At 70.9% G+C, this 24,765-nt stretch carries 23 protein-coding genes; 10 read left to right on the top strand and 13 right to left on the bottom strand.

The features are described from left to right. The first annotated feature begins 249 nt into the window (after positions 1-249). A complete protein-coding gene (locus BDK92_RS22515) occupies positions 250-1,449 on the top strand; it encodes an LCP family protein (RefSeq protein WP_211349332.1) in 1,200 nt (399 codons plus the stop codon). Positions 1,450-1,458: 9 nt separating this feature from the next. Here BDK92_RS22515 and BDK92_RS22510 read toward each other — a convergent pair whose 3' ends face one another. The 3 genes from BDK92_RS22510 to guaB form a co-directional block, all read right to left on the bottom strand. Then, positions 1,459-2,859 carry a M1 family metallopeptidase gene (locus BDK92_RS22510; protein WP_121162484.1) on the bottom strand — a complete coding sequence of 467 codons (1,401 nt, stop codon included), beginning with the start codon at positions 2,857-2,859 and terminating at the stop codon, positions 1,459-1,461. Between the two features lie 149 nt (positions 2,860-3,008). Further along, positions 3,009-4,133, bottom strand: a complete 1,125-nt coding sequence (locus tag BDK92_RS22505; protein ID WP_121158493.1) for a GuaB3 family IMP dehydrogenase-related protein — start codon at positions 4,131-4,133, stop codon at positions 3,009-3,011. 48 nt (positions 4,134-4,181) lie between these two features. Further along, entirely contained in the window at positions 4,182-5,744 is a 1,563-nt protein-coding gene (guaB, locus tag BDK92_RS22500; RefSeq protein WP_121158492.1) for an IMP dehydrogenase, read from the bottom strand. 238 nt (positions 5,745-5,982) lie between these two features. On the opposite strand from guaB, the gene BDK92_RS22495 reads away from it, so the two are divergent. Continuing rightward, a complete protein-coding gene (locus tag BDK92_RS22495; RefSeq protein ID WP_121158491.1) occupies positions 5,983-6,393 on the top strand; it encodes a DUF5319 domain-containing protein in 411 nt (136 codons plus the stop codon). 27 nt (positions 6,394-6,420) lie between these two features. Here the strand turns inward: BDK92_RS22495 and BDK92_RS22490 are convergent, their stop codons facing one another. After that, on the bottom strand, positions 6,421-7,461 hold the full coding sequence (locus tag BDK92_RS22490; protein WP_121158490.1) for a response regulator transcription factor: 1,041 nt from the start codon (positions 7,459-7,461) through the stop codon (positions 6,421-6,423). A 325-nt stretch (positions 7,462-7,786) separates the two neighbouring features. Between BDK92_RS22490 and BDK92_RS22485 the strand changes: the two genes are divergently transcribed. Continuing rightward, entirely contained in the window at positions 7,787-8,170 is a 384-nt protein-coding gene (locus BDK92_RS22485) for a WhiB family transcriptional regulator (RefSeq protein WP_121158489.1), read from the top strand. Between the two features lie 19 nt (positions 8,171-8,189). Here the strand turns inward: BDK92_RS22485 and BDK92_RS22480 are convergent, their stop codons facing one another. The 3 genes from BDK92_RS22480 to groES form a co-directional block, all read right to left on the bottom strand. After that, positions 8,190-9,827: a sulfite oxidase gene (locus BDK92_RS22480; protein ID WP_121158488.1), complete on the bottom strand. Its 1,638-nt coding sequence runs from the start codon at positions 9,825-9,827 to the stop codon at positions 8,190-8,192. A 235-nt stretch (positions 9,828-10,062) separates the two neighbouring features. Then, entirely contained in the window at positions 10,063-11,697 is a 1,635-nt protein-coding gene (gene groL, locus BDK92_RS22475) for a chaperonin GroEL (protein ID WP_121158487.1), read from the bottom strand. An 82-nt stretch (positions 11,698-11,779) separates the two neighbouring features. Continuing rightward, the gene (groES, locus tag BDK92_RS22470; protein WP_121158486.1) at positions 11,780-12,094 is read right to left on the bottom strand and encodes a co-chaperone GroES; all 315 of its coding nucleotides are present in this window, start codon (positions 12,092-12,094) and stop codon (positions 11,780-11,782) included. A 343-nt stretch (positions 12,095-12,437) separates the two neighbouring features. Between groES and BDK92_RS22465 the strand changes: the two genes are divergently transcribed. From BDK92_RS22465 to BDK92_RS22435, 7 genes are all read left to right on the top strand, one after another. Further along, the gene (locus tag BDK92_RS22465) at positions 12,438-13,730 is read left to right on the top strand and encodes a THUMP-like domain-containing protein (RefSeq protein ID WP_121158485.1); all 1,293 of its coding nucleotides are present in this window, start codon (positions 12,438-12,440) and stop codon (positions 13,728-13,730) included. Positions 13,731-13,741: 11 nt separating this feature from the next. Further along, on the top strand, positions 13,742-14,221 hold the full coding sequence (gene ybaK, locus BDK92_RS22460) for a Cys-tRNA(Pro) deacylase (protein WP_121158484.1): 480 nt from the start codon (positions 13,742-13,744) through the stop codon (positions 14,219-14,221). A 362-nt stretch (positions 14,222-14,583) separates the two neighbouring features. Further along, on the top strand, positions 14,584-15,675 hold the full coding sequence (locus BDK92_RS22455; RefSeq protein WP_121158483.1) for a sugar ABC transporter substrate-binding protein: 1,092 nt from the start codon (positions 14,584-14,586) through the stop codon (positions 15,673-15,675). A 286-nt stretch (positions 15,676-15,961) separates the two neighbouring features. Then, positions 15,962-16,777, top strand: a complete 816-nt coding sequence (locus BDK92_RS22450) for an ATP-binding cassette domain-containing protein (protein ID WP_121162483.1) — start codon at positions 15,962-15,964, stop codon at positions 16,775-16,777. Next, a complete protein-coding gene (locus BDK92_RS22445; protein WP_121158482.1) occupies positions 16,774-18,036 on the top strand; it encodes a sugar ABC transporter permease in 1,263 nt (420 codons plus the stop codon). Before BDK92_RS22450 ends, BDK92_RS22445 begins: the two co-directional genes overlap by 4 nt. A gap of 28 nt (positions 18,037-18,064) precedes the next feature. After that, entirely contained in the window at positions 18,065-19,249 is a 1,185-nt protein-coding gene (locus BDK92_RS22440; RefSeq protein WP_121158481.1) for an ROK family transcriptional regulator, read from the top strand. A 48-nt stretch (positions 19,250-19,297) separates the two neighbouring features. Then, positions 19,298-19,630, top strand: a complete 333-nt coding sequence (locus tag BDK92_RS22435; RefSeq protein ID WP_121158480.1) for a DUF1707 SHOCT-like domain-containing protein — start codon at positions 19,298-19,300, stop codon at positions 19,628-19,630. Here BDK92_RS22435 and BDK92_RS22430 read toward each other — a convergent pair. The 6 genes from BDK92_RS22430 to BDK92_RS22405 form a co-directional block, all read right to left on the bottom strand. Next, positions 19,596-20,171: a GNAT family N-acetyltransferase gene (locus BDK92_RS22430; protein WP_211349331.1), complete on the bottom strand. Its 576-nt coding sequence runs from the start codon at positions 20,169-20,171 to the stop codon at positions 19,596-19,598. The two genes, BDK92_RS22435 and BDK92_RS22430, sit on opposite strands and share 35 nt — an antisense overlap. Next, the gene (locus BDK92_RS22425) at positions 20,168-20,755 is read right to left on the bottom strand and encodes a helix-turn-helix domain-containing protein (RefSeq protein WP_121158479.1); all 588 of its coding nucleotides are present in this window, start codon (positions 20,753-20,755) and stop codon (positions 20,168-20,170) included. Before BDK92_RS22425 ends, BDK92_RS22430 begins: the two co-directional genes overlap by 4 nt. 36 nt (positions 20,756-20,791) lie before the next feature. Further along, positions 20,792-22,096, bottom strand: coding sequence for an MFS transporter (locus BDK92_RS22420; RefSeq protein ID WP_121158478.1), 1,305 nt, complete (start codon positions 22,094-22,096; stop codon positions 20,792-20,794). Then, the gene (locus tag BDK92_RS22415) at positions 22,096-22,740 is read right to left on the bottom strand and encodes a helix-turn-helix domain-containing protein (protein WP_121158477.1); all 645 of its coding nucleotides are present in this window, start codon (positions 22,738-22,740) and stop codon (positions 22,096-22,098) included. The genes BDK92_RS22420 and BDK92_RS22415 overlap by 1 nt, the downstream gene beginning before the upstream one ends. 109 nt (positions 22,741-22,849) lie before the next feature. Further along, entirely contained in the window at positions 22,850-24,232 is a 1,383-nt protein-coding gene (locus BDK92_RS22410) for a hypothetical protein (RefSeq protein ID WP_121158476.1), read from the bottom strand. After that, positions 24,219-24,764 carry a SigE family RNA polymerase sigma factor gene (locus tag BDK92_RS22405; protein ID WP_121158475.1) on the bottom strand — a complete coding sequence of 182 codons (546 nt, stop codon included), beginning with the start codon at positions 24,762-24,764 and terminating at the stop codon, positions 24,219-24,221. Before BDK92_RS22405 ends, BDK92_RS22410 begins: the two co-directional genes overlap by 14 nt. Position 24,765: the final 1 nt, after the last annotated feature.

Raw genomic sequence — 24,765 nt, 5'->3', positions numbered from 1 at the left:
CGGGGCCGGCGGCACCGGCCCGGCCGGGAGACGTGCCGGCGCCGGGCGAACGGGTCACCGGAGACCCTTCACGATCATGTGAACAGCTGAAACACGCAACCTCACCGGCCACCACGACGTTCTGTAAGTAAGGTGCCGGACCCTTTGTCAAGAGGTTGCCGGAATGAATTGCGGTTTCCGCTATCACGGAACCGGCACCAGGGGTTCAACAAGCAGGCCGGTCACGGCCGACCGGAAGGAGCCGACACCATGGCGGAGGCGGGACAACACCGGGCGGCAGAAGATGAACCGGACAACTCACCCGAAGACCCCACCGGGGGTCTGCTCCGACGCCGCCGGATCAGCTGGGCCGCCGGCGGTGTGGTGGTCGCGCTGCTGGTCGCCGGTGCCGCCGTCACCACCACCATGCTTCGCGGCCCGGACGGGAGCACCCCGGCGGACCGGTCCGGCACGAACACGACCGGCGCGCTGACGGCCCCGACCCCGACCCCGACACCGCCCCCCAGCCCCACCCCGGAGCCCGGTGCCGATCTGCGGGGGCCGCTCAACCTGCTCCTGGTCGGCGTCGACACCCGGGTCAGCGAACCGGCCTGGGAGCCGCACGCGGACGCCGTACTGATCATGCAGGTGAGCAGGGAACTGGACCGGGCGTACCTCTTCTCCCTCCCCCGCGACCTGGTGGTGGACATCCCACCGTTCGCCAAGGCGAAGTTCCCCGGCCAACAGACCAAGCTGACCCACGCGATGAGCCACGGCAGCAAGACCAACGGCGGGAAGGGCGAACCGAACACCGCGCAGGGGCTCGAACTGGTCGAGGCCACGGTCAGCCGGTACACCGGCATCAACAAGTGGGACGCGAGCGCCGTACTGACCTTCGGCGGCTTCGACGACCTGGTCGACGCGCTCGGCGGGATCGACCTCTACGTGGACCAGCGGGTCGTCTCACAGCACCGGCAGCCGAACGGCAAGCACCGGCCCGGCAACACCAACGGCGACGGGTACGTCGGACCGCAGATGGTGTACGAGAAGGGCGACCGCCACCTCACCGGCTGGCAGGCGCTGGACTACGCCCGGCAGCGCCACACCACCGGCGGCGACTACGCCCGGCAGCGCCACCAACAGCAGCTGATCAAGGCGATCGTCGCGAAGGTGGTCAGCGAGGAACTGGCCCGCGACCCCGACCGGCTCGACCAGGTGCTCCGGACGATGGGCGAGGCGCTCACCTTCAGCGGCCGGAACCAACGGGTGATCGACTTCGCGTTCGCCCTCAGCGGGCTACGACCGGAGGCGATCACCCTGGTCGGACTCCCCGGCGCCTCGGTCGGCAGCGGCGGGTCCTACCGGGGCGAACAACTCACCCAGGTCGGCACCCGCTTCCTCACCGAACTGCGGGCCGGCCGGGCGGACGCGTACCTCGCCGCGAACCCGGAACTCGTGGTCACCCGGTGAACGGCCCGGTCAGGCCACCGGCGGCGGAGGCGGCGGAGCCGTGGTGCCGGAGAGCCAGGCGTCGAGAAGCGGACCCAGCGGACGGCCCGCGACCCGTTCCGCGACCGTGATCAGATCACCGGTGACCACACTGGCGTTACGCTTCTCCGCCGTCCAGGTCTTCAGGATCCGGAAGAACACCTCGTCGCCGACGGTCAGCCGCAACGCGTGCACGGCCAACGCGCCCCGCTGGTAGACCGGCCGGCCGAAGAGCGCCGACCGACCCGGGTCGAGGGCCGGCTTCGACCAGTCCGTTGCCGCGTACCCCTGGTCGAACGCCTGCTGCGCGGTCACCCCGCCGTCGTGCTGCGCCCAGAGCCACTCCGCGTAGGTGGCGAACCCCTCGTTCAGCCAGAGGTCACTCCACCGGCGAACCGAGACACTGTCCCCGAACCACTGATGGGCAAGTTCGTGGGCCACCACCGAATCGTTGGGTCCGGAGGTGAAGAACGCCGGTCCGTACACCGGTCGGGCCTGCGTCTCCAGCGCGTAGCCGATCCGACGGTCGCTGACCGCCACCCCGCCGTACGCCTCGAACGGGTACGGGCCGAACTGGGTGGCCAGGAAGTCGGCGATCTCCCCGGTACGGTTCAGCGACACCTCGGCCGGCCCACCCTCCGGCAGGCCCGCCGCCACCGCCGTCACCAGCGGCTTGCCGGCGTGTTCGCCCTCGCGTACCCGGTAGTCGCCGATCACCAGCATGGCCAGGTAACTCGCCATCGGGGTCCGCTCGGACCAGCGCCAGGTGGTCCAGCCCCCGGCCGTCGACCGCTCCCCCGGCACCCCGTTGCTCAGCGCGCTCAGTCCCTCCGGGACGGTCACCGCGATCTCGTAGCTCGCCTTGTCCTGCGGATGGTCGTTGACCGGGAACCAGGTACTGGCCGACTCCGGCTGGCCGAGCGCGACCGCCCCGTCCGCGGTGGCCATGAAACCGCCCTCGCCGAGGTCCGGGCTGTCGACCGGTTCCGGCACCCCGTCGTACGTCACCTCGACGGTGAACCGGCCGTCCCGGGCCAGGCCCCGGCCCGGGGTGACGATCAGCTCCCCCTCGTCGTGGCGGAACTCGGCCCGCTCGCCCTCCACAGTGACCGCACTGACGGTCAACCCGACCAGGTCGAGGTTGAACCGGGACAGGTTCGCGGTGGCCGTCGCGCTGATGGTGGCGGTGCCGGTGAGCCGGTCACTGGCCGGGTCGTACCGCACCTTGAGGGCGTAGTTGGCCACGTCGTAGCCACCGTTGCCGTAGGTGGGGAAGTAGGGGTCACCGACCCCGTCGGCGCCGGGCTGGAAGCCACCGGCGCGGGACGATCCCGGGTCTCCCGATCCCGTACAGGCGCCGGCCGTCAAGGCCAGTACGCCGACCAACGCCAGCGCGACGACCGGGCGCGCGCCGCCCGCCGTACGTCCCGATCCACCCCGAAGCCATCGACCGTGAGTCACCCGACGAGCCTAGGGTGCGGGGGCGCCGTCCGGTGTGGGAACTCGTTCCCGCACCGGACGGCGCCCCCGCCCGTGACCGCCTAGCGTTCGAGGTCGAGCACCAGTCCGACCTTCTGGAACTCCTTGAGATCGCGGTAGCCGCACTTGGCCATCGCCCGCCGCAGCCCGCCGAAGAGGTTCTGCTGACCGTCCGGCTCGTCGGCCGGACCGTAGAGCAGCCGCTCCATCGAACCGAGCGACTCCTCGGCCACCCCGAACGCGCCACGCGGCAGGTCCGGGTGGCTGGCCGCCGGGTGCCACCAGGCGCCACCGGCGGGCGCCTCGTCGCAGAGCGAGAGCGGCTCGCCGAGCATCACCGCGTCGGCCCCGCAACCGAGCGCCTTCGCGATGTCCCCGGAGGTACGCAGGTCGCCGTCGGCGATCAGGTGCACGTACCGCCCGCCGGTCTCGTCGAGGTAGTCCCGGCGGGCCGCCGCGGCGTCGGCGATCGCGGTCGCCATCGGCACCCGGATGCCGAGCACCGACTCGGTGGTCGACCACTCGTCGCCACCGAGGCCGACGATCACGCCAGCCGCACCGGTCCGCATCAGGTGCAACGCGGTCTTGTAGTCGGTGCAGCCACCGACCACCACGGGCAGGTCGAGGTCGGCGATGAACTCCTTCAGGTTCAGCGGCTCGTCGGTGGTGGAGACGTGCTCCGCCGAGACGAGCGTGCCCTGGATGACCAGGATGTCCACCCCGGCGTCGAGGATCACCGGGGCGAGCGCCAGGGTGTGCTGCGGCGAGACCCGGACGGCGACCGTGCCGCCGCCCTCGCGCATCTGCCGGACCCGCTCGGTGATCAGCTCGGGCCGGATCGGCTCGGCGTAGACCTCCTGCAGGCGCCGGGTCGTGCGGGCGTCCTCGCCCAGCCCGCTCAGCTCCTCCAGGATCTTGGTCGGGTCCTCGTACCGGGTCCAGAGGCCCTCGACGTTGAGTACGCCGAGCCCACCGAGCCGGCCCAGGGTGGCCGCCGAGGTGGGGCTCATGGTCGCGTCCGACGGATGCCCCACGCAGGGGATCCGGAACGGATAGGCGTCGAGCTGCCAGGCCGTGGAGACGTCGTCCACGTCCCGGGTACGACGGCTTGGCACGATCGCGATGTCGTCCAGGTGGTAACCGCGTTGCGCGGTTTTACCGAGCCCGATTTCGACCACGTCACGCATGGGGTGCTCCAGCGGGTGAGAAGGTTGGCGGCGAGTCGGTGGCGCGGGTCAGCGGGTGTGGTAGTTCGGTGCCTCGACCGTCATCTGGATGTCGTGCGGGTGGCTCTCCTTGAGCCCGGCCGCGGTGATCCGGATCAACTGGCCCCGCCGGTGCAGCTCGGGGATGCTCTCCGCGCCGACGTACCCCATGGCGAGCCGCAGCCCACCGATGAGCTGGTGGGCGACCTGTGCCAGTGCGCCCCGGTACGGCACCTGACCCTCGACACCCTCCGGAACCAGCTTCTCCTCGCTGGTCACGTCCTGCTGGAAGTAACGGTCCTTCGAGTACGAGCGGGCCTGGCCCCGGGACTGCATCGCACCCAGCGACCCCATCCCCCGGTACGCCTTGTACTGCTTGCCGTTGATGATCAGCAGGTCACCGGGGCTCTCCTCACAACCGGCGAGGAGGCTGCCGAGCATCACCGTGTCGGCACCGGCGACCATCGCCTTGGCGATGTCGCCCGAGTACTGGATGCCGCCGTCGGCGATGACCGGGACACCGGCCGGACGCGCGGCCCGGACCGCCTCCATGATGGCGGTGATCTGCGGCACGCCGACCCCGGCCACCACCCGGGTGGTGCAGATGGCACCCGGGCCGACCCCGACCTTGACCGCGTCGGCGCCCGCCTCGACCAGGGCCTTCGCCCCGGAGAAGGTAGCCACGTTGCCGCCGATCACGTCGACCGTGGTGTCCTTCTTCAGCCGGGTGACCATCTCCAGCACGGCCCGCTGGTGGCCGTGGGCGGTGTCCACGATCAGTACGTCCACGCCGGCCTCGACCAGGGTCCGGGCCCGCTTGTACGAGTCATCGCCGACCCCGACGGCCGCCGCGACCCGCAGCCGGCCGGCGTCGTCCTTGGTGGCGTTCGGGAACTGCTCGCTCTTGGCGAAGTCCTTGACCGTGATCAGCCCACGCAGCCGACCGAGGGTGTCGACGATCGGCAGCTTCTCCACCTTGTGCTGGCGCAGCAGTTCCAGTGCCTCGTCCTTGGTGACCCCGACGGTCGCGGTGACCAGCGGCATCCGGGTCATGATCTCGCGGACCGGGGTGTCGCCGTCGGTGACGAAACGCATGTCCCGGTTGGTCACGATGCCGACCAGGGCGCCGTCGGCGTCGGTCACCGGCACGCCGGAGATGCGGTAACGCCCACAGAGCGCGTCCACGTCGCGGAGCGTGTCGTCCGGGCTACAGGTGATCGGATTCGTCACCATGCCGGCCTCGGAACGCTTGACCAGGTCCACCTGGAGCGCCTGGTCCTCGATCGACAGGTTGCGGTGCAGGACACCGATGCCACCCTGGCGGGCCATGGCGATCGCCATCCGGCCCTCGGTCACCGTGTCCATCGGGCTCGACAGCAGCGGGATCGAGATGGAGACATTGCGGGTCATCCGGGTGACGGTGTTCACCTTGCTGGGCACGATGTCCGACTCGGCGGGCTGCAACAGCACGTCGTCGAAGGTGAGGCCGAGCGGAACCGCGCGGGCGGAACCGGAGGGCAGCTCGGGCACGAGCCCGCCGAACTGGTCGGCGTCGCCGCTGCCCGTCGGAAGATGGGTGGGTGAGTGGTCCACGAGTTCTCCCCTGAGCTGGTGAGTCGGGCTTGGCCGGGTGCCGTGGGCGCACGCCTCGGCGTGCCCGGACGTTGCGGCGCGATGGTTCATCGTACCCAGTGAGCTGCGGCGGCCCGGCACGAGCGGGCGGTGGCGAGTGGCACCGTACGGACCGCGATCCCCGGGGTCGGCAGACGGACGCGACGGGCCGGGCGACGAGGGTGGGCGCGACGGGCGCGGTTGCGACTACGGTGGAGGGGTGCACGACGAGCCGATCGACCCGTTCAACGGTGACCCCGCCGATCCGTCGGCGGGCCTGGACGACCCTGCGGAGGACGCCCAGCTTGATCCGCTCTCCGAGGTCGAACGGCAGGACGTCCTGGAGGACCTTGCCGACCTGGAGATCTACCAGGCGCTACTGGGTCCGACCGGAGTCCGTGGCCTCGTGATCGAGTGCGAGGACTGTCACGAACCGCACTACTTCGACTGGGACCTGCTCCGCGGCAACCTCCGCCACCTGCTCAGCTCCGGCCGGCCACGGGTGCACGAGCCGGCCTTCGACCCCGATCCCGATCACTACGTGACCTGGGAGTACGCCCGGGGCTACGCCGACGGCGTGCACGACACCCTGGCCGAGGGAACCGACGACGAGGACGAACCGGCGAACTGACCGCACGGCCGGTCAGCGCCCGTACGCTCAGGCCACCAGGCCGGCCCGGAACCCGGCGGCGACCGCGTGCGCCCGGTCCCGGGCGCCGAGCTTGCGGAACAGCCGACGGGCGTGGGTCTTGACGGTGTCCTCCGAGACGAACAGTTCCCGCCCGATCTCGGCATTGCTCTTGCCGTCGGCCATACCTAGCAGCACCTGTAGCTCCCGCTCGGTCAGCGCGGCCCTGCGGGCCGGGCCGGCGGCGGCACCCGCACCGGCGGTCGCGGCCACCGGCCGGCCGTAACCACCGGCGTTGGCCGGATCACTGCGACGCGGCGCTCCGTACCGGTTCTCCGGCGGCACGTTGGTCCGTGGGTCGGCCCCCTCGACGGCGGTCTCGTCCCCCTCGACGGCGCCCCGCTCGCCCGACCCACCGGGCCCGTCCTCACCCCGCTGGACCGGGACAACGGTCGGCCCGCCGGGCTGGCCACCGGGACCGGCGTCGTCGACCGACTCGACCCGGCCGCTGGGATCCACCGGTCCGGCCGGTGGGCCGGCCGCCTTCGGAGCCGTACCGGCGGGCACCGCGCCGGGGCGGGCCGGCACCCGCGAGGGGGAACCGGGCAGCCGTTCGGCGGCGGTCCGGCCGGGAACCTCCGCTGGCAGGGCGGGCGCGTTCGAACCGCCGGCACCGGTCAGTCCGGTGCCCCGACCACCCCGCCCCGGGGTGCTCAGCAGCAGCATCGCCTTCGCCACCACGCTCACCAGGTCATGATCGGTACCGGGCAGCAGGCCCCGGCCACCGGCGGCGATGACCGCCGCCGCCACCCCGGGCTCCTCCGCCCCGAGCAGCAGGATCGCGGCGCCGGGCGCACGGGCCAGCACCCGCCGGGTGAAGCCGACGCTGTCCGGCCGGGTGAGCGCGGTGTCGACGAGCAGCACGTCCGCCGGCCGCTCGGAGAGTCGCAGCATCACCTCGGGATCGGAAATCGCCGTACGCACCACGGCCGCCAGCCCGAGCCGGGCCGCGGCGGACGCCACGCTCTGCGCCGCGAGCGGTGTCCGGACACAGACGAGGACAGTACGCACGGTGGTCTCCTTTCCCCACGTACGAGCAGACCACGACCGCCACTGATCATGACGAGTTTCCGGCCGATGGAAAGGAAAGTTTTTGCCCGTTCCGGCTGGTTGCACCGGCTTGCGGCCCTGCTGGCCCCGGCTGGGCGGTAAGACCCGCCCCGGGCAGGCGGCGCACGGGGACAGAAATGATCAGGTTGCGGGGTTCCGAGACGTGTGATTCGACGGCCGGCTGGGTATGGCCGATCTGAGGCCGGAATCGGGTGTGTCTACGCGGCCCGCCGCCCGGACACCGGCCCTGGGAGTGTCCGTCGGTGCCGCGGGAGGAGGGTTGCAGATGTCGAACGTACGCAGACTGCCCGGACCCATCGTCGATCTGTGGGAATGGCAACGGTTCGGTGCCTGCCGAGGGCGGGACACCGCACAGTTCTTCCATCCCGATGGTGAACGCGGTGCGTCCCGGAACCGCCGCGAGGCGGGGGCGAAGAAGGTCTGCGGCACCTGCCCGGTACGGGCCGAGTGCGCCGCCCACGCGCTGACCGTACGCGAGCCGTACGGCGTATGGGGCGGCTTCAGCGAGTCCGAACGGTTACGGCTGCTCGCCGTCGGCTGGGAGGACCTCGCCGACCGGCGCCGGACCCGGGTCGACATCGCCCGGCTGGAGGCCCGCCTCGGCCGTCCCTTCCATTCGACCGTGCCGGCCCAACGCGCCGCGAGCTGACATCAGTGGGCGGACGGCGTCAGCGGACGGTCACCCGCACGCTGTGCCATCCGGTCGCGCCGTCCGGAGCCACCGGTCGAGGCTCGCCCGGCTGCGTCGCGCCGGTGGCGTCGGTTGCCCGTACCCGCAGCGTGTGCTCGCCCGGGGTCGCCTCCCACCGCCACGACCACTGCACCCAGGTGTCGATCGAGGCGGTCGGGGCGAGGGTGGCCGGCTGCCACGGCTCCCCGTCGACCTGCACCTCGACCTGCTTGATGCCCCGGTGCTGCGCCCACGCCACCCCGGCGACGGTGACCGGGCCGGCGGCCGGACGGTTACGCGGCCGGGGCGTGTCGATCCGCGACTGGGTCTTGATCGGCCCCTCCGGCGCCCAGCCACGTGGCACCCAGTACGCGTCGAAGTCCGCGAACCGGGTCAGCTCCAGCTCCACCACCCACTTGCACGCGGAGACGTAGCCGTACAGTCCGGGCACCACGACCCGGGCCGGGAAGCCGTGCTCGACCGGTAGCGGTTCGCCGTTCATGCCGATCGCCAGCATCGCGTCCCGGCCGTCGCGCAGAACCGAGGTCGGGGTGCCGCAGGTCCAACCGTCGGCCGAGCGCCCCACCACCTGGTCGGCGTCGTCGAGCGGACCGGCCTGTTCGAGCAGGTCGGCCAGGGGTACGCCGAGCCAGCGGGCGTTGCCGATCAGGTCCCCACCGACCTCGTTGGAGACGCAGGCGAGGGTGATGTCCCGCTCGATCAGGGGCCGGGCGAGCAGGTCGGCGTAGGTCAGGGTGATCGGGTTCCGGACCCGACCGTGGATGCGAAGTTTCCACTTCCCGGGGTCGACCTGCGGCACGACCAGTGCGGTGTCGATCCGGTAGAACTGCCTGTTCGGCGTCGTGTACGGCGCGAGCTGGGTCAGGTCGAGGTCGGCGCCGGCCGGGACGGGCGCCGCCGGGCTGGCCGGCGTGGGCAGGGTCACCGCCGCACGGGCGTCCGAGACGCCCCGCCGGGTGCCGAGCCATCGCCCGCCGAACCCGCCCACCGCGGCCGCGCCGAAGGTCACCGCCACCCCGGTCAGGAACCGGCGCCGCTCCTCACCACCCGGCTCGGGTAAGGAAGGGCCCCTTGTTATCGCATTCGGTTGTACAGGGGGCCCTTCCTTACGCTCGACCGGCGGTTCGGGCGGGGTGCCAGGGGCGGCGGGGGTTTGGGCCAGGGGGGCGTCCGGCCAGGGGCGCGGCACCAGGATCACCCGTAGCCAGCGGAACGCCCCGGCGCCGAGAGCCGCGCCGAGCAGCGAGGGGAGGGCGGCGGCGACCCCGGCGCCCGGGCGGGTCAGCGCCGCGACCGTGCCCAGCAGGCCGAACAGGGCGATGCCGAGGTAGCCGACCACCGGAACGCGGAGCGCGCGGATACCGATCAACGCGGCGCACCCGGCCAACAGCACACCGGTGCCGACCAGTAGCGCGATCTTGTCGTGGACGCCGAACACGTCGATGGCGAACTGTTTGAGCGGTTCGGGTACCAGGTCGACCACGACCCCGCCGACCGCGACCAGCGGGGCTGACCGGGGTCCGGTCGCCGCGGCGACCAGCTCGGCCGAGCCGATCGCGACGGCGGCGGCGGCGATCCCGACGAGCGCTCCGTACCTGCTCTGTGCGGTGTTCACCCGGCCAATGGTGACGCTCCCATCGGGCAGCCGGTAGTGGGCGGCGGCTCAGGTTCGCGGAACGTCATCTTTGGCCACGTACCGTCAGGGCAGCCTGACGCAGTGCGAACCGTACGCCGGGCAAACGCAAACCAGGGCAGATTCGCGCCACTTGGCCGGTGATGGCCAGAAACGCGAACCTACCCTGGTTCGACCGCGCAAGCGGGTGGTGCCGTCTACCGGTGGTACGGGCTAGCTAGAAGCCCGGACCGTGCTGGTGGCCGTGGCCGTGTCCACCGGCGGCCGAAGCCTCCTGCTTGGCCGGCTTCTCGACGACCAGGCTTTCGGTGGTGAGCAGCAGACCGGCGATGGACGCGGCGTTGAGGACCGCGTTACGGGTCACCTTCACCGGGTCGATGATGCCGGCCTTGGCCAGGTCGACGTACTCGTCGGTGGCGGCGTTGAGGCCGGAGCCCCAGGGGCTGCTCGCCACCTTCTGCACGACGACGTAACCGTCGTGCCCGGCGTTCTGCGCGATCCAGCGGAGCGGCTCGACGAGCGCCTTGCGGACGATCGACACCCCGACCTTCTCGTCACCGGTGAAGCCGAGGTCGTCGTCGAGGACCGAGGAGATCTGCACCAGCGCGGCGCCGCCGCCCGGAACAGTGCCCTCTTCGACAGCGGCCTTGGTGGCGGCGATCGCGTCTTCGATGCGGTGCTTGCGCTCCTTCATCTCGACCTCGGTCGCCGCGCCGGCCTTGATCACCGCGATGCCACCGGAGAGCTTCGCCAGCCGCTCGGCCAGCTTCTCCCGGTCCCACTCGGAGTCCGAAGCCTCGATCTCCTTGCGGATCTGGGCGACCCGGTCGGCCACCTCGGTGTCGCGGCCCTTGCCGTCGATGACCGTGGTGTTGTCCTTGTCGACCACGACCCGACGGGCGCTACCGAGCACCTCCAGGCCGACCGCGTCGAGCTTGTAGCCCAACTCGGGGGCGACCAGCTCGGCACCGGTGATGACGGCCATGTCCTGCAGCAGCGCCTTGCGGCGGTCCCCGAAGCCGGGGGCCTTGACCGCGCAGACCTTGACCGTCTTGCGGATCGAGTTGACCACGAGGGTCGAGAGGGCCTGGCCCTCCACGTCCTCGGCCACGATCAGCAGCGGCTTGCTGGTCTGGAGAACCTTCTCCAGCAGCGGCAGCAGCTCTTCGATCGCGGAGATCTTCTGGGTCGTGATCAGGATGTACGGGTCGTCGAGGACCGCCTCCTGCGACTCAGCGTCGGTCACGAAGTTGGGCGAGATGAAGCCCTTGTCGAACTGCAGGCCCTCGGTGACCTCCAGCTCGGTGGCGAGGGTGGAGCCCTCCTCGACGGTGATGACACCGTCGCGGCCGACCCGCTCCATCGCCTCGGCGATCAGGTCGCCGATGGTCGCGTCCTGCGCCGAGATGGTCGCCACGTGTGCGATCGACTCGCGGCTGCCAACCTCGACGGCCTTCTTCAGCAGGGCCTCGGAAACCTTGGCCGCGGCCGCGTCGATGCCCCGCTTGAGACCGGTCGGGTTCGCCCCGGCGGTCACGTTGCGCAGGCCCTCACGGACCAGCGCCTGGGCGAGCACCGTCGCGGTGGTGGTCCCGTCACCGGCGACGTCGTTGGTCTTCGTCGCCACCTCCTTGACCAGCTGCGCGCCAAGGTTCTCGTACGGGTTGGTGAGTTCGATCTCCTTGGCGATGGTCACGCCATCGTTGGTGATCGTCGGGGCACCGAACTTCTTGTCCAGAACGACGTTGCGCCCGCGCGGGCCGAGGGTGACCTTGACCGTGTCGGCGAGCGTGTTGACACCGTGCTCCAGCAGGTGCCGGGCGTCATCCGAGAAGCTCAGAATCTTCGCCATGTTTTACTCGGGTCCCTTCACACAGCACTGCCCCGGCCCGGCATGCCGGTCCGGGGCAGTGATCACTGGATCGGTCAGATCACTACTTCTCGATGACCGCGAGGACGTCGCGGGCGGAGAGCACCAGGTACTCCTCGCCGGCGTACTTAACCTCGGTGCCGCCGTACTTCGAGTAGAGGACCGTGTCGCCGACCTTGACGTCAACCGGGATCCGGTTGCCCTTGTCGTCGATGCGGCCCGGGCCGACGGAGAGGACAGTGCCCTCCTGCGGCTTTTCCTTGGCGGTGTCGGGGATCACGATGCCCGACGCCGTGGTCGTCTCAGCCTCGTTCGCCTGGACCAGGATCCGGTCCTCGAGCGGCTTGATCGCAACCTTGGTCGCGGTAGTCACGGGCATACCCTCCTGGGGTACTGGTTTCTATGCTGACCAGCGGGCTGGTCAGCGTCAATCTGCCACATGCCACCGGGCGGTTCCGTCGTCGCGGGTGCCGGTCCGCCTGGCGTTTCAGCCACCGGACCGAAGCCCGGAAGCTGGCACCCTCGGTCTGAGAGTGCTAACGGCAGATTATGCCGGTGGCTAGCACTCCGTCAAGGAGAGTGCCAACATGGCCACCCGCGTGTCCCACGAAACCCCTTACCAGGCCACCATCGGCCAGTGGATCTGGACACCACCCGCCCGCCTCGACGCGCGGGACGTGCGGTGCCTCACATCGAGGCGTGTACTACCTCACAATGACCCGATGGATCTCGACCAGCTCGCCGCGCTGCGTACTCCGGTCGGGGTGTCCGCGCTCGCCTCGGCGGCCGAACTCGCCGGCGGCGATCCACTGGTCGCCTCCGCCGCGCTGCGCTCGGCGGGGATCCCCGGAGCGCTGGCCGCCTCCGCCCTCACCCAGGCCGAGCTGCGCCTGCGCGCCGTCGAGAAGTTCGGTCCGGCCGCCGCCGGCATGTTCTTCACCCGCCCCGGGCTGGAACAGGCCACCCGGTCGGTGGTCGCCGGCCGGCGCGCGCGACGCCTGCGGGCCGCCGGGGTACGCACCCTGGCCGACCTCGGTTGCGGCCTCGGCGCCGACGCGCTCGCCGCCGCCCGGGCCGGCATCCGGGTGTACGGCGTCGAGGCCGACCCGGCGACCGCCGCGCTGGCCGCCGCGAACGCCGAGGCCGCCGGCCTGGCCGACCGATTCACCGTCGTCTGCGCCGACGCGGAAGAGTTCGACCTGGCCGGCGTGGACGCGGTCTTCTGCGATCCGGCCCGGCGCGCGGCCGACGGTCGGCGGATCTTCGACCCGGCCGCCTACTCCCCACCGTGGGACTTCGTCGTCGGGCTGGCCGACCGGGTCGCCCGCACCGTGGTGAAGGTCGGGCCCGGCCTGGACCACCGGCTGATCCCGCCCGGCGCGGAGGCGGAGTGGGTCAGCGTCGACCACGACCTGGTCGAGGCGACCCTCTGGTGCGGCCCGCTCGCCCAGGTCCCCCGCCGCGCCTCCCTGCTTCGCAGTAAGGAAGGGCCCCCCGTTATCGCTCCCGGTAGCAGAAGAATCCCTTACCAACCGTCCGCACGGACCCGGGACCGCGACAGCGGGGGCCGGGACGGTTCCGGGGCGGAGGTCGACCAGTTGACCGGGAGCGGCACGGTCGAGGCGCCGGTCGGCCCGGTACGGCGCTACGTCTACGACCCGGACGGCGCGGTGGTACGGGCCCACCTGGTGGCCGAGTTCGCCGCGACGGTCGGTGGCACGTTGGCCGATCCGACCATCGCGTACGTCTACGCCGACCAACCGGTGCCGACCCGGTTCGCCCGCTGTCTGGAGGTCAGCGACGTGTTGGCGTTCTCGCTCAAACGGCTGCGCGCCCTGTTGCGCCAACGTGGAGTCGGCCGGGTGGAGATCCTGAAACGGGGTTCGGCGCTCGATCCCGAACGGCTCCGGCGGAATCTGCGGCTCTCCGGCGCCGAGCCGGCGACTCTGGTGCTGACCCGGGTGGTCGGCGCGCCGACCGTGCTGGTCTGCCGACCGGTCCCGTCGACCGGGTAGGGTTCGCGGCCGTGGCAGGTCAGGGGACGCCGGCAACGGCACTGCTGGTCAAGCAGAAGGTCGTGCACAGCACCCACCCGTACGACGTACCGGTGGACTCGCCGCGTTACGGCGCGGAGGTGGCCGCGGCGCTCGGTGTCGAGCCGGGGCGGGTCTTCAAGTCACTGATCACCGAGGTCGACGGGGCGCTGACCGTGGCGGTCGTACCGGTGACCGGCGAACTGGACCTGAAGGCGCTGGCAGCGGCGGTCGGCGGTAAGCGGGCGGCAATGGCCGACCGGACCCTCGCCGAGCGGACCACCGGTTACGTCCGGGGCGGCATCAGTCCGCTGGGCCAACGGAAGCGGTTGCCGACCGTGATCGATTCGTCGGCCGAAAGCCACTCCACTGTGTACGTTTCCGCTGGTCGTCGGGGTCTGCAACTCCAGCTCGCACCGGCAGATCTGATCCGTCTGACCGCCGCGACCACCGCGCCGATCGCCGCCGCCTGACGTACGTCCCGTCACCCGTCGCTTCCGGCCCGTGGTGACGAGGGTCCGGCCCCCTCGCCGCAGGTCGGAATCGGCCCGGCGGGGCGTGAAGCGATCGGCAAATGGGGCGTTCCGGCGGGCCGAGCCGTCGGTCATGACATGTGCGTATCTCCCGCGTTGCTGAATTGTTATGGCTGGCAACAAAACTGATGGCCCCGGCACCCTTGTGCCTCGCTCCCAGGCGCAATACGTTGCCGGACACAACAAAGGTAAGTACGGCCACTCTGAACCCCCCGCAGTGGCGGCGGACCGCACCTTCCCCACCCACCGCGCCACGCAACGAAGTCAAGCGGACCTAACCCACCCCCGAAAGGACCCGTGCAATGCGCAAAGGGATCCTCACCATCGCCGCTGTGGGCCTGCTCGCCACCGGCGCGCTGACCGCCTGCGGCGACAGCTCCGACGACGCCGGCAGCGGCGCCAAGACACCAAAGATCGGCGTGATCCTGCCGGACAGCGCCTCCTCGGACCGCTGGGAGACCGCGGACCGCAAGTTCCTGGAAGAGGCCTTCAAGGCCGCCGGCGTCGAGTACGTCATCCAGAACGCACAGGGCGACAAGACCCAGTTCCAGACCATCGCCGACCAGATGATGACCGGCGGCGCCACCGCGCTGATGATCGTCAACCTGGACTCCGGCACCGGTAAGGCCGTTCTCGACAAGGCGAAGTCGCAGGGCGTCGCCACCATCGACTACGACCGGCTCACCCTCGGCGGCTCGGCCCAGTACTACGTCAGCTTCGACAACGTCGCGGTGGGCAAGCTGCAGGGCGAGGGCCTGGTCAAGTGCCTGAGCGAGAAGGGCGCCAAGAACCCGGTGGTGGCCGAGCTCAACGGCTCGCCGACCGACAACAACGCCACCCTCTTCAAGAGCGGCTACGACTCGGTGCTCCAGCCGAAGTACGACGCCAAGGAGTACACCAAGGGTCCGGACCAGTCCGTCCCGGCGTGGGACAACACCCAGGCGGGCACCATCTTCGAGCAGATGCTGACCTCCCAGGGCGGCAAGATCGACGGTGTGCTGGCCGCCAACGACGGTCTCGGCAACGCGGTCGTCTCCATCCTGAAGAAGAACAACCTCAACGGCAAGGTGCCGGTGACCGGCCAGGACGCGACCGTCCAGGGCCTGCAGAACATCCTCGCCGGCGACCAGTGCATGACCGTCTACAAGGCGATCAAGCAGGAGGCGCAGGCCGGTGCCGAGCTGGCGATCGCGCTGGCCAAGGGCGAGCGCAAGGACGTCGGCCAGACCGTCAAGGACCCGGAGGGTGGCCGTGAGGTCCCGTCCGTGCTGCTGACGCCGAAGGCCATCGACAAGTCCAACGTCAAGGACGTCATCGCCGACGGCTTCGTGACCAAGGAGCAGGTGTGCACCGCCGCGCTCGCCGCGGCCTGCACCGCAGCCGGCATCAGCTGACCCGGGGCTGAACCGGTCGGGTCCGGTGTGCCCGTCTGTCGACTCCTCGGCAGACGGGCACGCCGGCGCTCCCGATCAGTGACAGACGGTGGGCGACGTCGCCCACCGTGCCACCCGACGGCACCCCACCAGGCATCCACAATCGACCGTGTACGGCGCCGCGGAGGCACCCGCCCACGATCGGTCCGTGGAGCCCGAGATCGGACTCCCGCGACCGGAGCCCCGCGAACGGAACATCCCGCGAACGGCGACCCCGCGATCGGACACCCGTGTAAAGGAGACCACCGTGTCCGCGACACCCCTGTTGGAACTGCGTGGGATCGACAAGAACTTCGGTCCAGTGCAGGTCCTGCGCGACGTCGCCTTCGCCGCCCATCAGGGCGAGGTGACCGCACTGGTCGGCGACAACGGCGCCGGCAAGTCAACGCTCGTCAAGTGCATCAGCGGCATCTACCCCATCGACGGCGGGGATTTCCTCTTCGAGGGCAGGCCGGTGACCGTGGGCAGTCCCCGCGACGCCGCCGCGCTCGGCATCGAGGTCGTCTACCAGGACCTCGCGCTCTGCGACAACCTCGACATCGTGCAGAACATGTTCCTCGGCCGGGAGAAGAAGACCGGCCTGGTGCTCGACGAGGCGGGCATGGAGCAGATGGCCGCCGAGACCCTCGCCGGGCTCTCCGTACGGACCGTGAAGTCCCTGCGCCAACTGGTCGCCAGCCTCTCCGGCGGGCAACGCCAGACGGTCGCCATCGCCAAGGCCGTGCTCTGGAACAGCAAGCTGGTCATCCTGGACGAGCCGACCGCGGCGCTCGGCGTGGCGCAGACCGCCCAGGTGCTCGAACTGGTCCGCCGACTGGCCGACAACGGCCTCGCCGTCGTCCTCATCTCGCACAACATGAACGACGTCTTCGCGGTCTCCGACCGGATCGCCGCGCTCTACCTCGGCCGCATGGTGGCCCAGGTCAAGACCACCGACATCACCCACTCGCAGATCGTCGAGCTGATCACCGCCGGACGCAGCGGTGAGCTCGGACTGCGTACCGAGAACGGCGACAACGGCGCCGGTCACGCGGAACTCATCACCCCTGGAGCCGAGCAATGAGCACCTCCACCACGAAAGCGGTGCGCAAGGAGCCGGTGCCCGTACCGACCCGCACAGTCGGTGAACACGTCCGTGACTACGTCGCGCGGGTCCGCGGTGGCGACATCGGCGCGCTGCCCGCCGTACTCGGACTGGTCGTGCTCTGCGTCTTCTTCGCGATCATGCGGGGCAGCTTCCTCTCGGCCGGCAACTTCGCGAACCTCTTCACCCAGGGCGCCGCGATCACGCTGATCGCGATGGGCCTCGTCTTCGTCCTCCTGCTCGGTGAGATCGACCTCTCCGCCGGCTTCGCCAGCGGCGTCTGCGCCGCCGTGCTCGCCGTGCTCACCACCCTGCACGGCTGGCCCTGGTACGCCTCCGTGCTCGCCTCGGTCGGCACCGGTGTGGTGATCGGACTGGTGCTCGGCTTCCTGGTCGCGAAGGTCGGCATCCCGTCCTTTGTGGTCACTCTCGCCGCCTTCCTCGGCTTCCAGGGGCTGGTGCTGATCCTGATCAAGGGCGGCACCAACATCTCCGTCCGCGACGACGTGCTGGTGGCGATCGCCAACCGCAACCTGCCGCCGTGGCTCGGCTGGGTGCTCGCCGTGGTCGGTGTCGCCGGCTACGCCCTGGTACAGCTACGGCGCCACCGCAGCCGGTCCGCGCGGGGACTGACCGCCGACCCGTTCCCGGTGGTGCTGTTCCGGATCGGCGCCCTGGCCGTGATCGTCGGGGTGATGGTCTACATCCTCAACCTCGAACGCAGTATCAACACCCTGATCTCGTCGCTGCGCGGCGTGCCGATCGTGGTGCCGATCATCGTGGTGCTGCTGGTCGTCTGGAGCTTCGTCCTGCAACGGACCGCGTACGGGCGGCACATCTACGCGGTCGGCGGCAACAAGGAGGCCGCCCGCCGGGCCGGCATCAACGTCGACCGGATCCGCATCTCGGTCTTCGTGATCTGCTCCACGATGGCCTCGATCGGCGGCATCGTGGCGGTGAGCCGGGCCAACTCGGTCGACGCCAACACCGGCGGCAGCAACGTCCTGCTCTACGCCGTAGGCGCCGCCGTGATCGGTGGAACCAGCCTCTTCGGCGGCAAGGGGCGGGTGCTCGACGCGGTGCTCGGCGGTGCCGTCATCGCCGTGATCGACAACGGTATGGGGCTGTTGAACGTCAGCTCCGGCACGAAGTACGTATTCACCGGCGTGGTGCTGCTCGGCGCTGCCATGATCGACGCACTCAGCCGCCGCCGCGCGGCCGCCACCGGTAATCGATGACACCATCCGAAAGTGATGTGACACCCCGATGCGCGCCGCGCCGAGCCAGGAGGAAGTACGCCGTCAGAACCTCGGCGCGCTGCTCCGCTACGTGCACGTCCACGGCGCGACCTCGCGGGCGGAACTCACCACCTCGCTCGGGCTCAACCGCAGCACGATCGGCGCGCTGACCGCCGAGCTGACCGCCGCCGGGCTGGTCAGCGAACGCGCCCCTCGGGAGACCGGTCGGGCCGGGCGACCATCCCTGGTCGTCCGGCCCGAGTCCGCCCGGGTCTACGCGTACGCGTGCAGCATCGAGGTGGACACGTTGCGCGCTGCCCGCGTCGGCCTCGGCGGGGTCGTGCTCGACCGGCGGGAGCTGGTCCGTACCCCCGGTCTGCCGGCCGAGGAGTCGGTGCCGGTGCTGGCGGGTTTCGTCAAGGAGATGCACCAGACGGTGCCGGAGGGCTCGGTCTACGTCGGTGCGGGCGTGGCGGTCTGCGGCATGATGCGGGGCGACCACGGCGCGGTACACGTACATCCGCCGCAGGGCTGGGTCGACGGGTCGCTCGGCCCGGCGCTCGCCACCGACCTGGACTCGAACCGGCCGGTACTGGTGAACCGGGCCGCCGACGTCAGCGCGTTGGCCGAGCACACCCGGGGCGCGGCGGCCGGTCTGGAGAACGTGATCTACCTGCACCACGACGTCGGGGTCGACGCCGGCATCATCGTCGGCGGGCGGCGGCTGACCGGACACGGCGGCTACGGCGGCGAGGTCGGCCACATGGTCGTGAACCGGGGCGGACATCCGTGCGGTTGCGGTTCGCACGGCTGCTGGGAGACCGAGATCGGTGAGCACGCGCTGCTCCAGGCCGCCGGCCGGGACGGCGCGACCGGGCCGGGCGCGGCCCGAGCGGTGGTCGAGGCGGCGGCGTACGGGGACGCGACCGCGCAGACCGCGGTACGGCAGGTCGGCGACTGGCTCGGCTTCGGTGTGGCGAACCTGGTCAACATCTTCAACCCGGACGTGGTGATCTTCGGCGGACCGCTGCGGGACATCTACCTCGCCGCGGCGACCCGGGTACGCAGTCGGATCAACGCGGTGGCCCTGCCCGCCATCCGCGACCACGTGCGGTTGCGTACGCCCCAGTTGGGCGAGGAGGCGGCGTTGATCGGGGCAGCCGAACTCGCTTTCGGACAGTTGCTCGCCGACCCACTCGACGCCGCCGCCTGACCACCGCCTGACCACCGTCGAACGCTTTTCTTGCGTACGCTGTCCGGCGTGGACGTGCAGATGCGGGCATCCGACGATGACCGGCAACGCGTGCTCGACGACCTGCAACGGCACACCGCCGCGGGGCGGTTGGACCTGGACGAGTTCTCCGAGCGGGCCGCCGCTGTCTACGCCGCCCGTACGCTGGCCGACCTGGCCGCCGTCACCCGCGACCTGCCCGCGACCCCGACGCCGAGTCCGGTCTCGGAATCGACGACCGCTGCCGCCGCCCACGGCCGGCGCGACCTGCTGCTCCTCTTCGCCGTCGCGGTGGTGACGCTGGTCCTGCTCTTCGTCTTCATGGCGGTCACCCGCGGACCGGGTTGGGTGACAGCACCTTGAACATGACCGTGGTGTCCTCCAGCGTCCCCTCGGTCGAGCGCGCGTATCCGGGGATCACGCCGGAGACCTGGTAGCCGACGGCCCGGTAGAGCCGCTCACCGGCGGACCCGCGGACCGTGTCCAGCACCAGCAGACTCCGACCGTACCGTCGGGCCTGCGCGTCGACCGCGTCCATCAGCGCACGCCCGACGCCGTCCCGCCGCGCGTCCGGGTGCACCAGGACCTTGCACACCTCGGCACGGTGGGCGCCGTTCGCGGGCGTCGCGAGCACCAACTGCGCGGTACCGACGACCAGTCCGTCACGGCGGGCCACGAGCAGCACCCGGCCACCGGCGCCGAGCAGGTCGCGCACGTCCCGCCAGTAGCGGTACGCGTCGGCTGCGGTGAACGGTGGCAGGAACCCGACGCTGGCACCGCCGTGCACGCAGGAGCACAGCACGTCGGCGAGTTCGGCCAGGTGACGGTCGACTCCCCCCGGGTCGAGCCGCTCGACGGACGTCGGGTGCTCCGGCGCCGACCGGTACGTCGCCGACCCGCTCACGGCAGCACCTGGACCAGGGCGTACCGGGCCGGTGTCGGTCCCGGGCAGTGGAACCGGGACGGACCCCAGAGGCGGAACCGCAGGCAGTCTCCCGGATCCAGGTCGTACGCGTCGTCCCGCACGGTGACCCGTAACCGACCGTCGAGGAGCCAGAGGTGCTGTTCCAGGCCGGTCACCGAGGGGGCGTCGTACGCGATGACGGCTCCCGGCGGCAGCACCCCCTCGACCAGCTCGGCCCGGAGACCGGTGTCGGGCGGCGACACCGAACGTCGTACGAACCCGGTGGCGGGGTCGGTCCAGACCGTCTGGGTCCCGGCCGGCACCAGACCGATCGGGTCCGACTCCACCTCGGCGAGCAGTCGGGACATGGTCCGTCGGTAGACCGTGCAGAGCTTGCCGAGCAGCACGGCGGTGGGGCTGATCTCGGCCCGTTCGACCCGGGAGAGGGTCGACCGGCTCACCCCGGAGCGTTTCGCCAACTCCTCCAGCGACCAACCGTGCTCCGCCCGCAGCTCGGCCAGCCGGGACGCGAGCCGCGCGTCGACCGGCCCGAGTGCCGTACCCGCCTCTTCACTGTGTCTCACATTCAGGAATCTATCCCATATCCGGGACGACGTCCGCTACCGGCTCGCCCTCACCCCGCCGCTGGGCGACTCCTCGGCGGCGCGCTGAAGCGGCACGGGTGAGGACTCCGGCGCGGGGCGCTCGTCCATGGTCCGCCAGACCGGGCTGACAAACGGAAGCACCGTCACCACCAGGTACGCGAACCCGAAGAGCAGGCAGGTCGCCGGCAGCGCCAGACCGCCCACCGCCGCACCGCCGAGCAGACCGCCGAGCGGGATCCCGGCGAACGAGACGGCACGCGACAGGCCGAGCACCCGCGCCCGCAGCCGCTCGGGGATCCGCTCGTAGGCCAACGCCCCGAAGATCGGGTTGATCGCGGCGACCGACACCCCGGCCACGAACGAGACGACGTACACGACCCAGAGCCGCTCGGTGACCGCGATCGCGACGAACCGTGGCGCGCCCGCGAGCAGGAAGCCGACCGCGAAGACCCAGAACCGGGGCATCCTCGGCGCGAGCACGGTGAAGACCACATTGCCGAGCACCGCGCCAACCGCGAAGGCGGCGGAGAGGAGGCCGAGGGCGACCGGCGAACCGATCACGTCGCGCGCCCAGACCGGCGCGAGCACCGTGCCGTACGCCGCGTCGGCCAGATTCGTCACGAGGACCATCAGCAGCATCCCTCGGAGCAGCCGGTTCTGCCAGATGAACCGCAGCCCCGCCCGCATCGCCACCAGGTACGGCTCGACCTCCACCGGATCGCACTCGCGTTCCGCCACCGCCGTCCGGCGTGGACCCGGCACCGTGACCGCGATGATCAAGGCACCGATCCCGAAGGTGGCGGCGTCGAGCAGCAACACCGTCGGCGCGTCCAGCGCGGCGATAAGGACACCGGCGAGCGGAGCGCCGAGCAGCGTGGCGAGCCGCGCCAGCCCGTCGTGCAGGCTCGTCGCCCTGGTCATCTCCACGCCGGCGGCAGCCACCGTCTCCGGGAAGACGACCTGCTTCGCCGAGTCACCGAAACCCCGCAGCAGCCCGGCGACGGCGACCAGGCCAGCGAGCGCAGCCAAGGCGAGCAGATCCGCACGGTAGAGCAGCGGGACCGCGACGACCACCGCAGCGCTGCTCAGATCGGCCACGATGCTGGTCCGGCGCGCACCCACCCGGTCGATGAACGGGCCACCGAACGCGCAGGCCAGCACGTACGGCAGCATCTCGGCGAACGCGACCACGCCGGTCATCGCGGCGCTGCCGGTGGAGACGAGAGTGAACCAGGGCAGCGCGATCATGCTCATCCTGCTGCCGATCAGCGAGATCAACTCGGCGGTCAGCAGCCCTGCGAGCGGCCCTCGCCGGCCCATCAGTCACCGCCCCCGGTCGCACCCGCGTCGAACGGCGCATCTCCCCCGTCGGCCCCCGGGGCCCGAGCACCACTCTCGTCGGCCCTCCGCACGAAGGGCATCAACTGCACCTGGAGTACCACCGGTTCGGCTCCGGGCGGCGCCGCAACATCCGAACCGTCCCGGCGGTACCGTTCGGCCAGGGCGAAGACCTCGGCGTGCAGTTGCGCCGCCTCTTCCGGGGTCAGGCGGAACCGCCAGTTGCTGAGCGTGCTGGTCGCGATCCAGGCCGGGTCGGTGGTGGCACCCTCGCCCAGCCACCGTTCGACCTGGTCGGCGTAGCTCGCCGCGACCGCCCGTACGTACGCCTCGGCTTCGGCGGGCGCGCGGGCGATGGTCTCCGAGTCGAGTGTGGTCAACCGGTGAGCCGCCCGCCACCAGCGTTCCCGTCCCACTCCGCGTTCCGGGTCCTCGACCACGAAGCCGTACAGGGCGAGTTGACGTAGGTGGTAGCTGGTGGCCCCGGTCGACTGGCCGAGTCGTTCGGCGAGCCCCGTGGCAGTCGCCGGCCCGTGCTCCCGCAGCAGACCGAGCATCCGTACCCGTAGCGGGTGGGCGATGCCGCGCAGCGAACGGGGATCGAGCCGGATCCGATCCTCAGACATGTTTGCAAAGCTAGCCTTGCAAAGAGTTCTTTGCAAGCGCATCGCATGTAAGGAAGGGCCCCTTGTTAACGCATAGCGTTAACAAGGGGCCCTTCCTTACACCGCAACCTCAGGTGCAGGTCCAGCGGAACGCGACGCTCATCGGCCGGCCCTTCGTACGGAGCACGCTGCCGATCTGCCGGCCGTCGTCGCTGATCGTGACGGTGATCGGCTCCCCCTCGTTCCGGTCGAACTTCGCCGGGATCGGCAGCACCATGATCCGCTGGTCGAACGCGACCGCCGGGGCCTGCCGTTCCCGCTCGTCCAGCACGTAGCCGGCCGCCCAACCGGCCCGGTTGACCCCGGTCATGTACTTCAGCGCCATCGGCCTCACCTCGCCGGTACGCAGGTTCCAGCGGGCTCCCACGGTGGGCTCGGCCGAACTCTGGTACGCCCCGACCACCCAGTCGCCCCGAACGGAACGGGCCAAGGTGTCGGGGCCGTGTCCGGACGGCGCCGCCAGTTCCCGTACCGACCCGTCCGGCGCCCAGATCAGGCCGCGCATCGCGATGGCCCCAGAGGCACCGACCGGGGAACCCGCGAGCGATCTGCCCGTGCCGATGACCGTGCCGGTGTCGTCCACCGCCTGTACGTTCACCACCATCAGGCTCTCCGGCAGCCGCAACGACCGTACGGCGTCGGGCTGGTCCCCCGGCCAGACCACCGGTTGAACCAGCTTCGTCTGCTCCGCCGCGTTGGGCACCGCTGGAACGTTCGGCTGATGAGCGGTGGAAGCGTTCGGCGGACCGGCGGTGGCCTCGACCGAGCCCTGCTTCGCCTCCGGGCTCACCCTGACCAGCGGCATCGCACCGCTGATCGTGCCGAGGACGTCGCCCCGCTCGTTGATGCCCACGACCGCGACCGGCGGCCCGGAGACGGCGGGAAGGTCGGCGAACCTACCGTCCCGGTAGGTCCACGCGCGCGCCTGACCGCCCAGCTTCTTGGGGAAGTAGCCGTCCCCGGCCACGTCCCCACGCGAGTTGACCGCCAGATGGGCCGGATCAGTCACCGGTATGTCGAGCACCTGCAACCGGCCGTCGTCCCAGCGCAGCACCGAGGTCCGCTGGTTGCCGCCGGTGGCCGTACCCACCAGGTAGCGCCCGCTCGGGTCACCGCCGAGGACCTGACTGCTGAGCGTGTCGGCCGGGACGGGAAGTGGCGCCGGCTGACAACTCGTCGGCTCGACCGGGTCCGGCTGCGCGGACGCCTGCGCGACCGGCTCGTCCGCCGGTGCCGGCCGTTCGCGGGTCGCCACGTCCGCCAGCACCGGTACGACGGCGAGTGCGGCCACCGTCACCACCACCGCCCCGCTGAGGCCGATCAACCGGCGCGCTCGGGCCCGGCGCCGGCCGACCTGTACCAGGGCGGCGATGTTCACCCGGGACGGCGGCAGTGGTTCCTCGGCCAGGATCTCCAGCAGCCGACGGGCTGTTTCGTCGTCAGACTGGCGCAACTACCCGCTCCCCTTCCACACCCCGCGAATGCCAGGCGGCGAGCGTCTCCGCGCCGAGCTGACGCCGCAGCGCCGCCAACCCGTGCGAGGTCTGGCTCTTGACCGTGCCCGGCGAGCAACCCAGCAGTTCGGCCACCTCGTCGACCGACAGGTCACAGAGGAAACGCAGGACGAGGACGGCTCGCTGCCGCTTCGGCACCTGGCTCAACGCGGCCCGCAGCACGGCCCGGTCCTCGATTCCCGATTCGTCGACCGAGACCCGTTCCGGCACTGAATCGGTCAGCTCGACCCGGGTCGACCAGACCAGCCGCCGTTCGCTGAGGAACGCGCGCACGAGCATGGTCCGCACGTACGCGTCCGGGTACTCAACCGCGCGTACCCGACGCCACTGCACGTAGAGCGTCGTGAAGGTCTGCTGCACAAGATCATCCGCACGGTGGGCGTCGCCACAGAGCAGGTACGCGATCCGCTGCATCCGGGCCAGCCGGCTGGTGACGAATTCGACGTACTCCTGCTCCAGCTCTTCCTGCACG

Source organism: Micromonospora pisi (genome assembly GCF_003633685.1).
Classification (GTDB): Bacteria; Actinomycetota; Actinomycetes; order Mycobacteriales; family Micromonosporaceae; genus Micromonospora_G; species Micromonospora_G pisi.
Note: the sequence above shows the minus strand (reverse complement) of the source record. Positions and strands in the feature narration are given on the sequence as shown.

What these genes read in the sequence shown, in the direction of transcription:
- BDK92_RS22440 (WP_121158481.1), top strand. Translation starts at nt 18,065, where the DNA reads ATGCGCGCCGCGCCGAGCCAGGAGGAAGTACGCCGTCAGAACCTCGGC.
- BDK92_RS22465 (WP_121158485.1), top strand. Translation starts at nt 12,438, where the DNA reads ATGGATCTCGACCAGCTCGCCGCGCTGCGTACTCCGGTCGGGGTGTCC.
- groL (WP_121158487.1), bottom strand. Translation starts at nt 11,697, where the DNA reads ATGGCGAAGATTCTGAGCTTCTCGGATGACGCCCGGCACCTGCTGGAG.
- BDK92_RS22420 (WP_121158478.1), bottom strand. Translation starts at nt 22,096, where the DNA reads ATGGGCCGGCGAGGGCCGCTCGCAGGGCTGCTGACCGCCGAGTTGATC.
- BDK92_RS22415 (WP_121158477.1), bottom strand. Translation starts at nt 22,740, where the DNA reads ATGTCTGAGGATCGGATCCGGCTCGATCCCCGTTCGCTGCGCGGCATC.
- BDK92_RS22485 (WP_121158489.1), top strand. Translation starts at nt 7,787, where the DNA reads ATGTCGAACGTACGCAGACTGCCCGGACCCATCGTCGATCTGTGGGAA.
- BDK92_RS22515 (WP_211349332.1), top strand. Translation starts at nt 250, where the DNA reads ATGGCGGAGGCGGGACAACACCGGGCGGCAGAAGATGAACCGGACAAC.
- BDK92_RS22505 (WP_121158493.1), bottom strand. Translation starts at nt 4,133, where the DNA reads ATGCGTGACGTGGTCGAAATCGGGCTCGGTAAAACCGCGCAACGCGGT.
- BDK92_RS22445 (WP_121158482.1), top strand. Translation starts at nt 16,774, where the DNA reads ATGAGCACCTCCACCACGAAAGCGGTGCGCAAGGAGCCGGTGCCCGTA.
- groES (WP_121158486.1), bottom strand. Translation starts at nt 12,094, where the DNA reads ATGCCCGTGACTACCGCGACCAAGGTTGCGATCAAGCCGCTCGAGGAC.
- BDK92_RS22455 (WP_121158483.1), top strand. Translation starts at nt 14,584, where the DNA reads ATGCGCAAAGGGATCCTCACCATCGCCGCTGTGGGCCTGCTCGCCACC.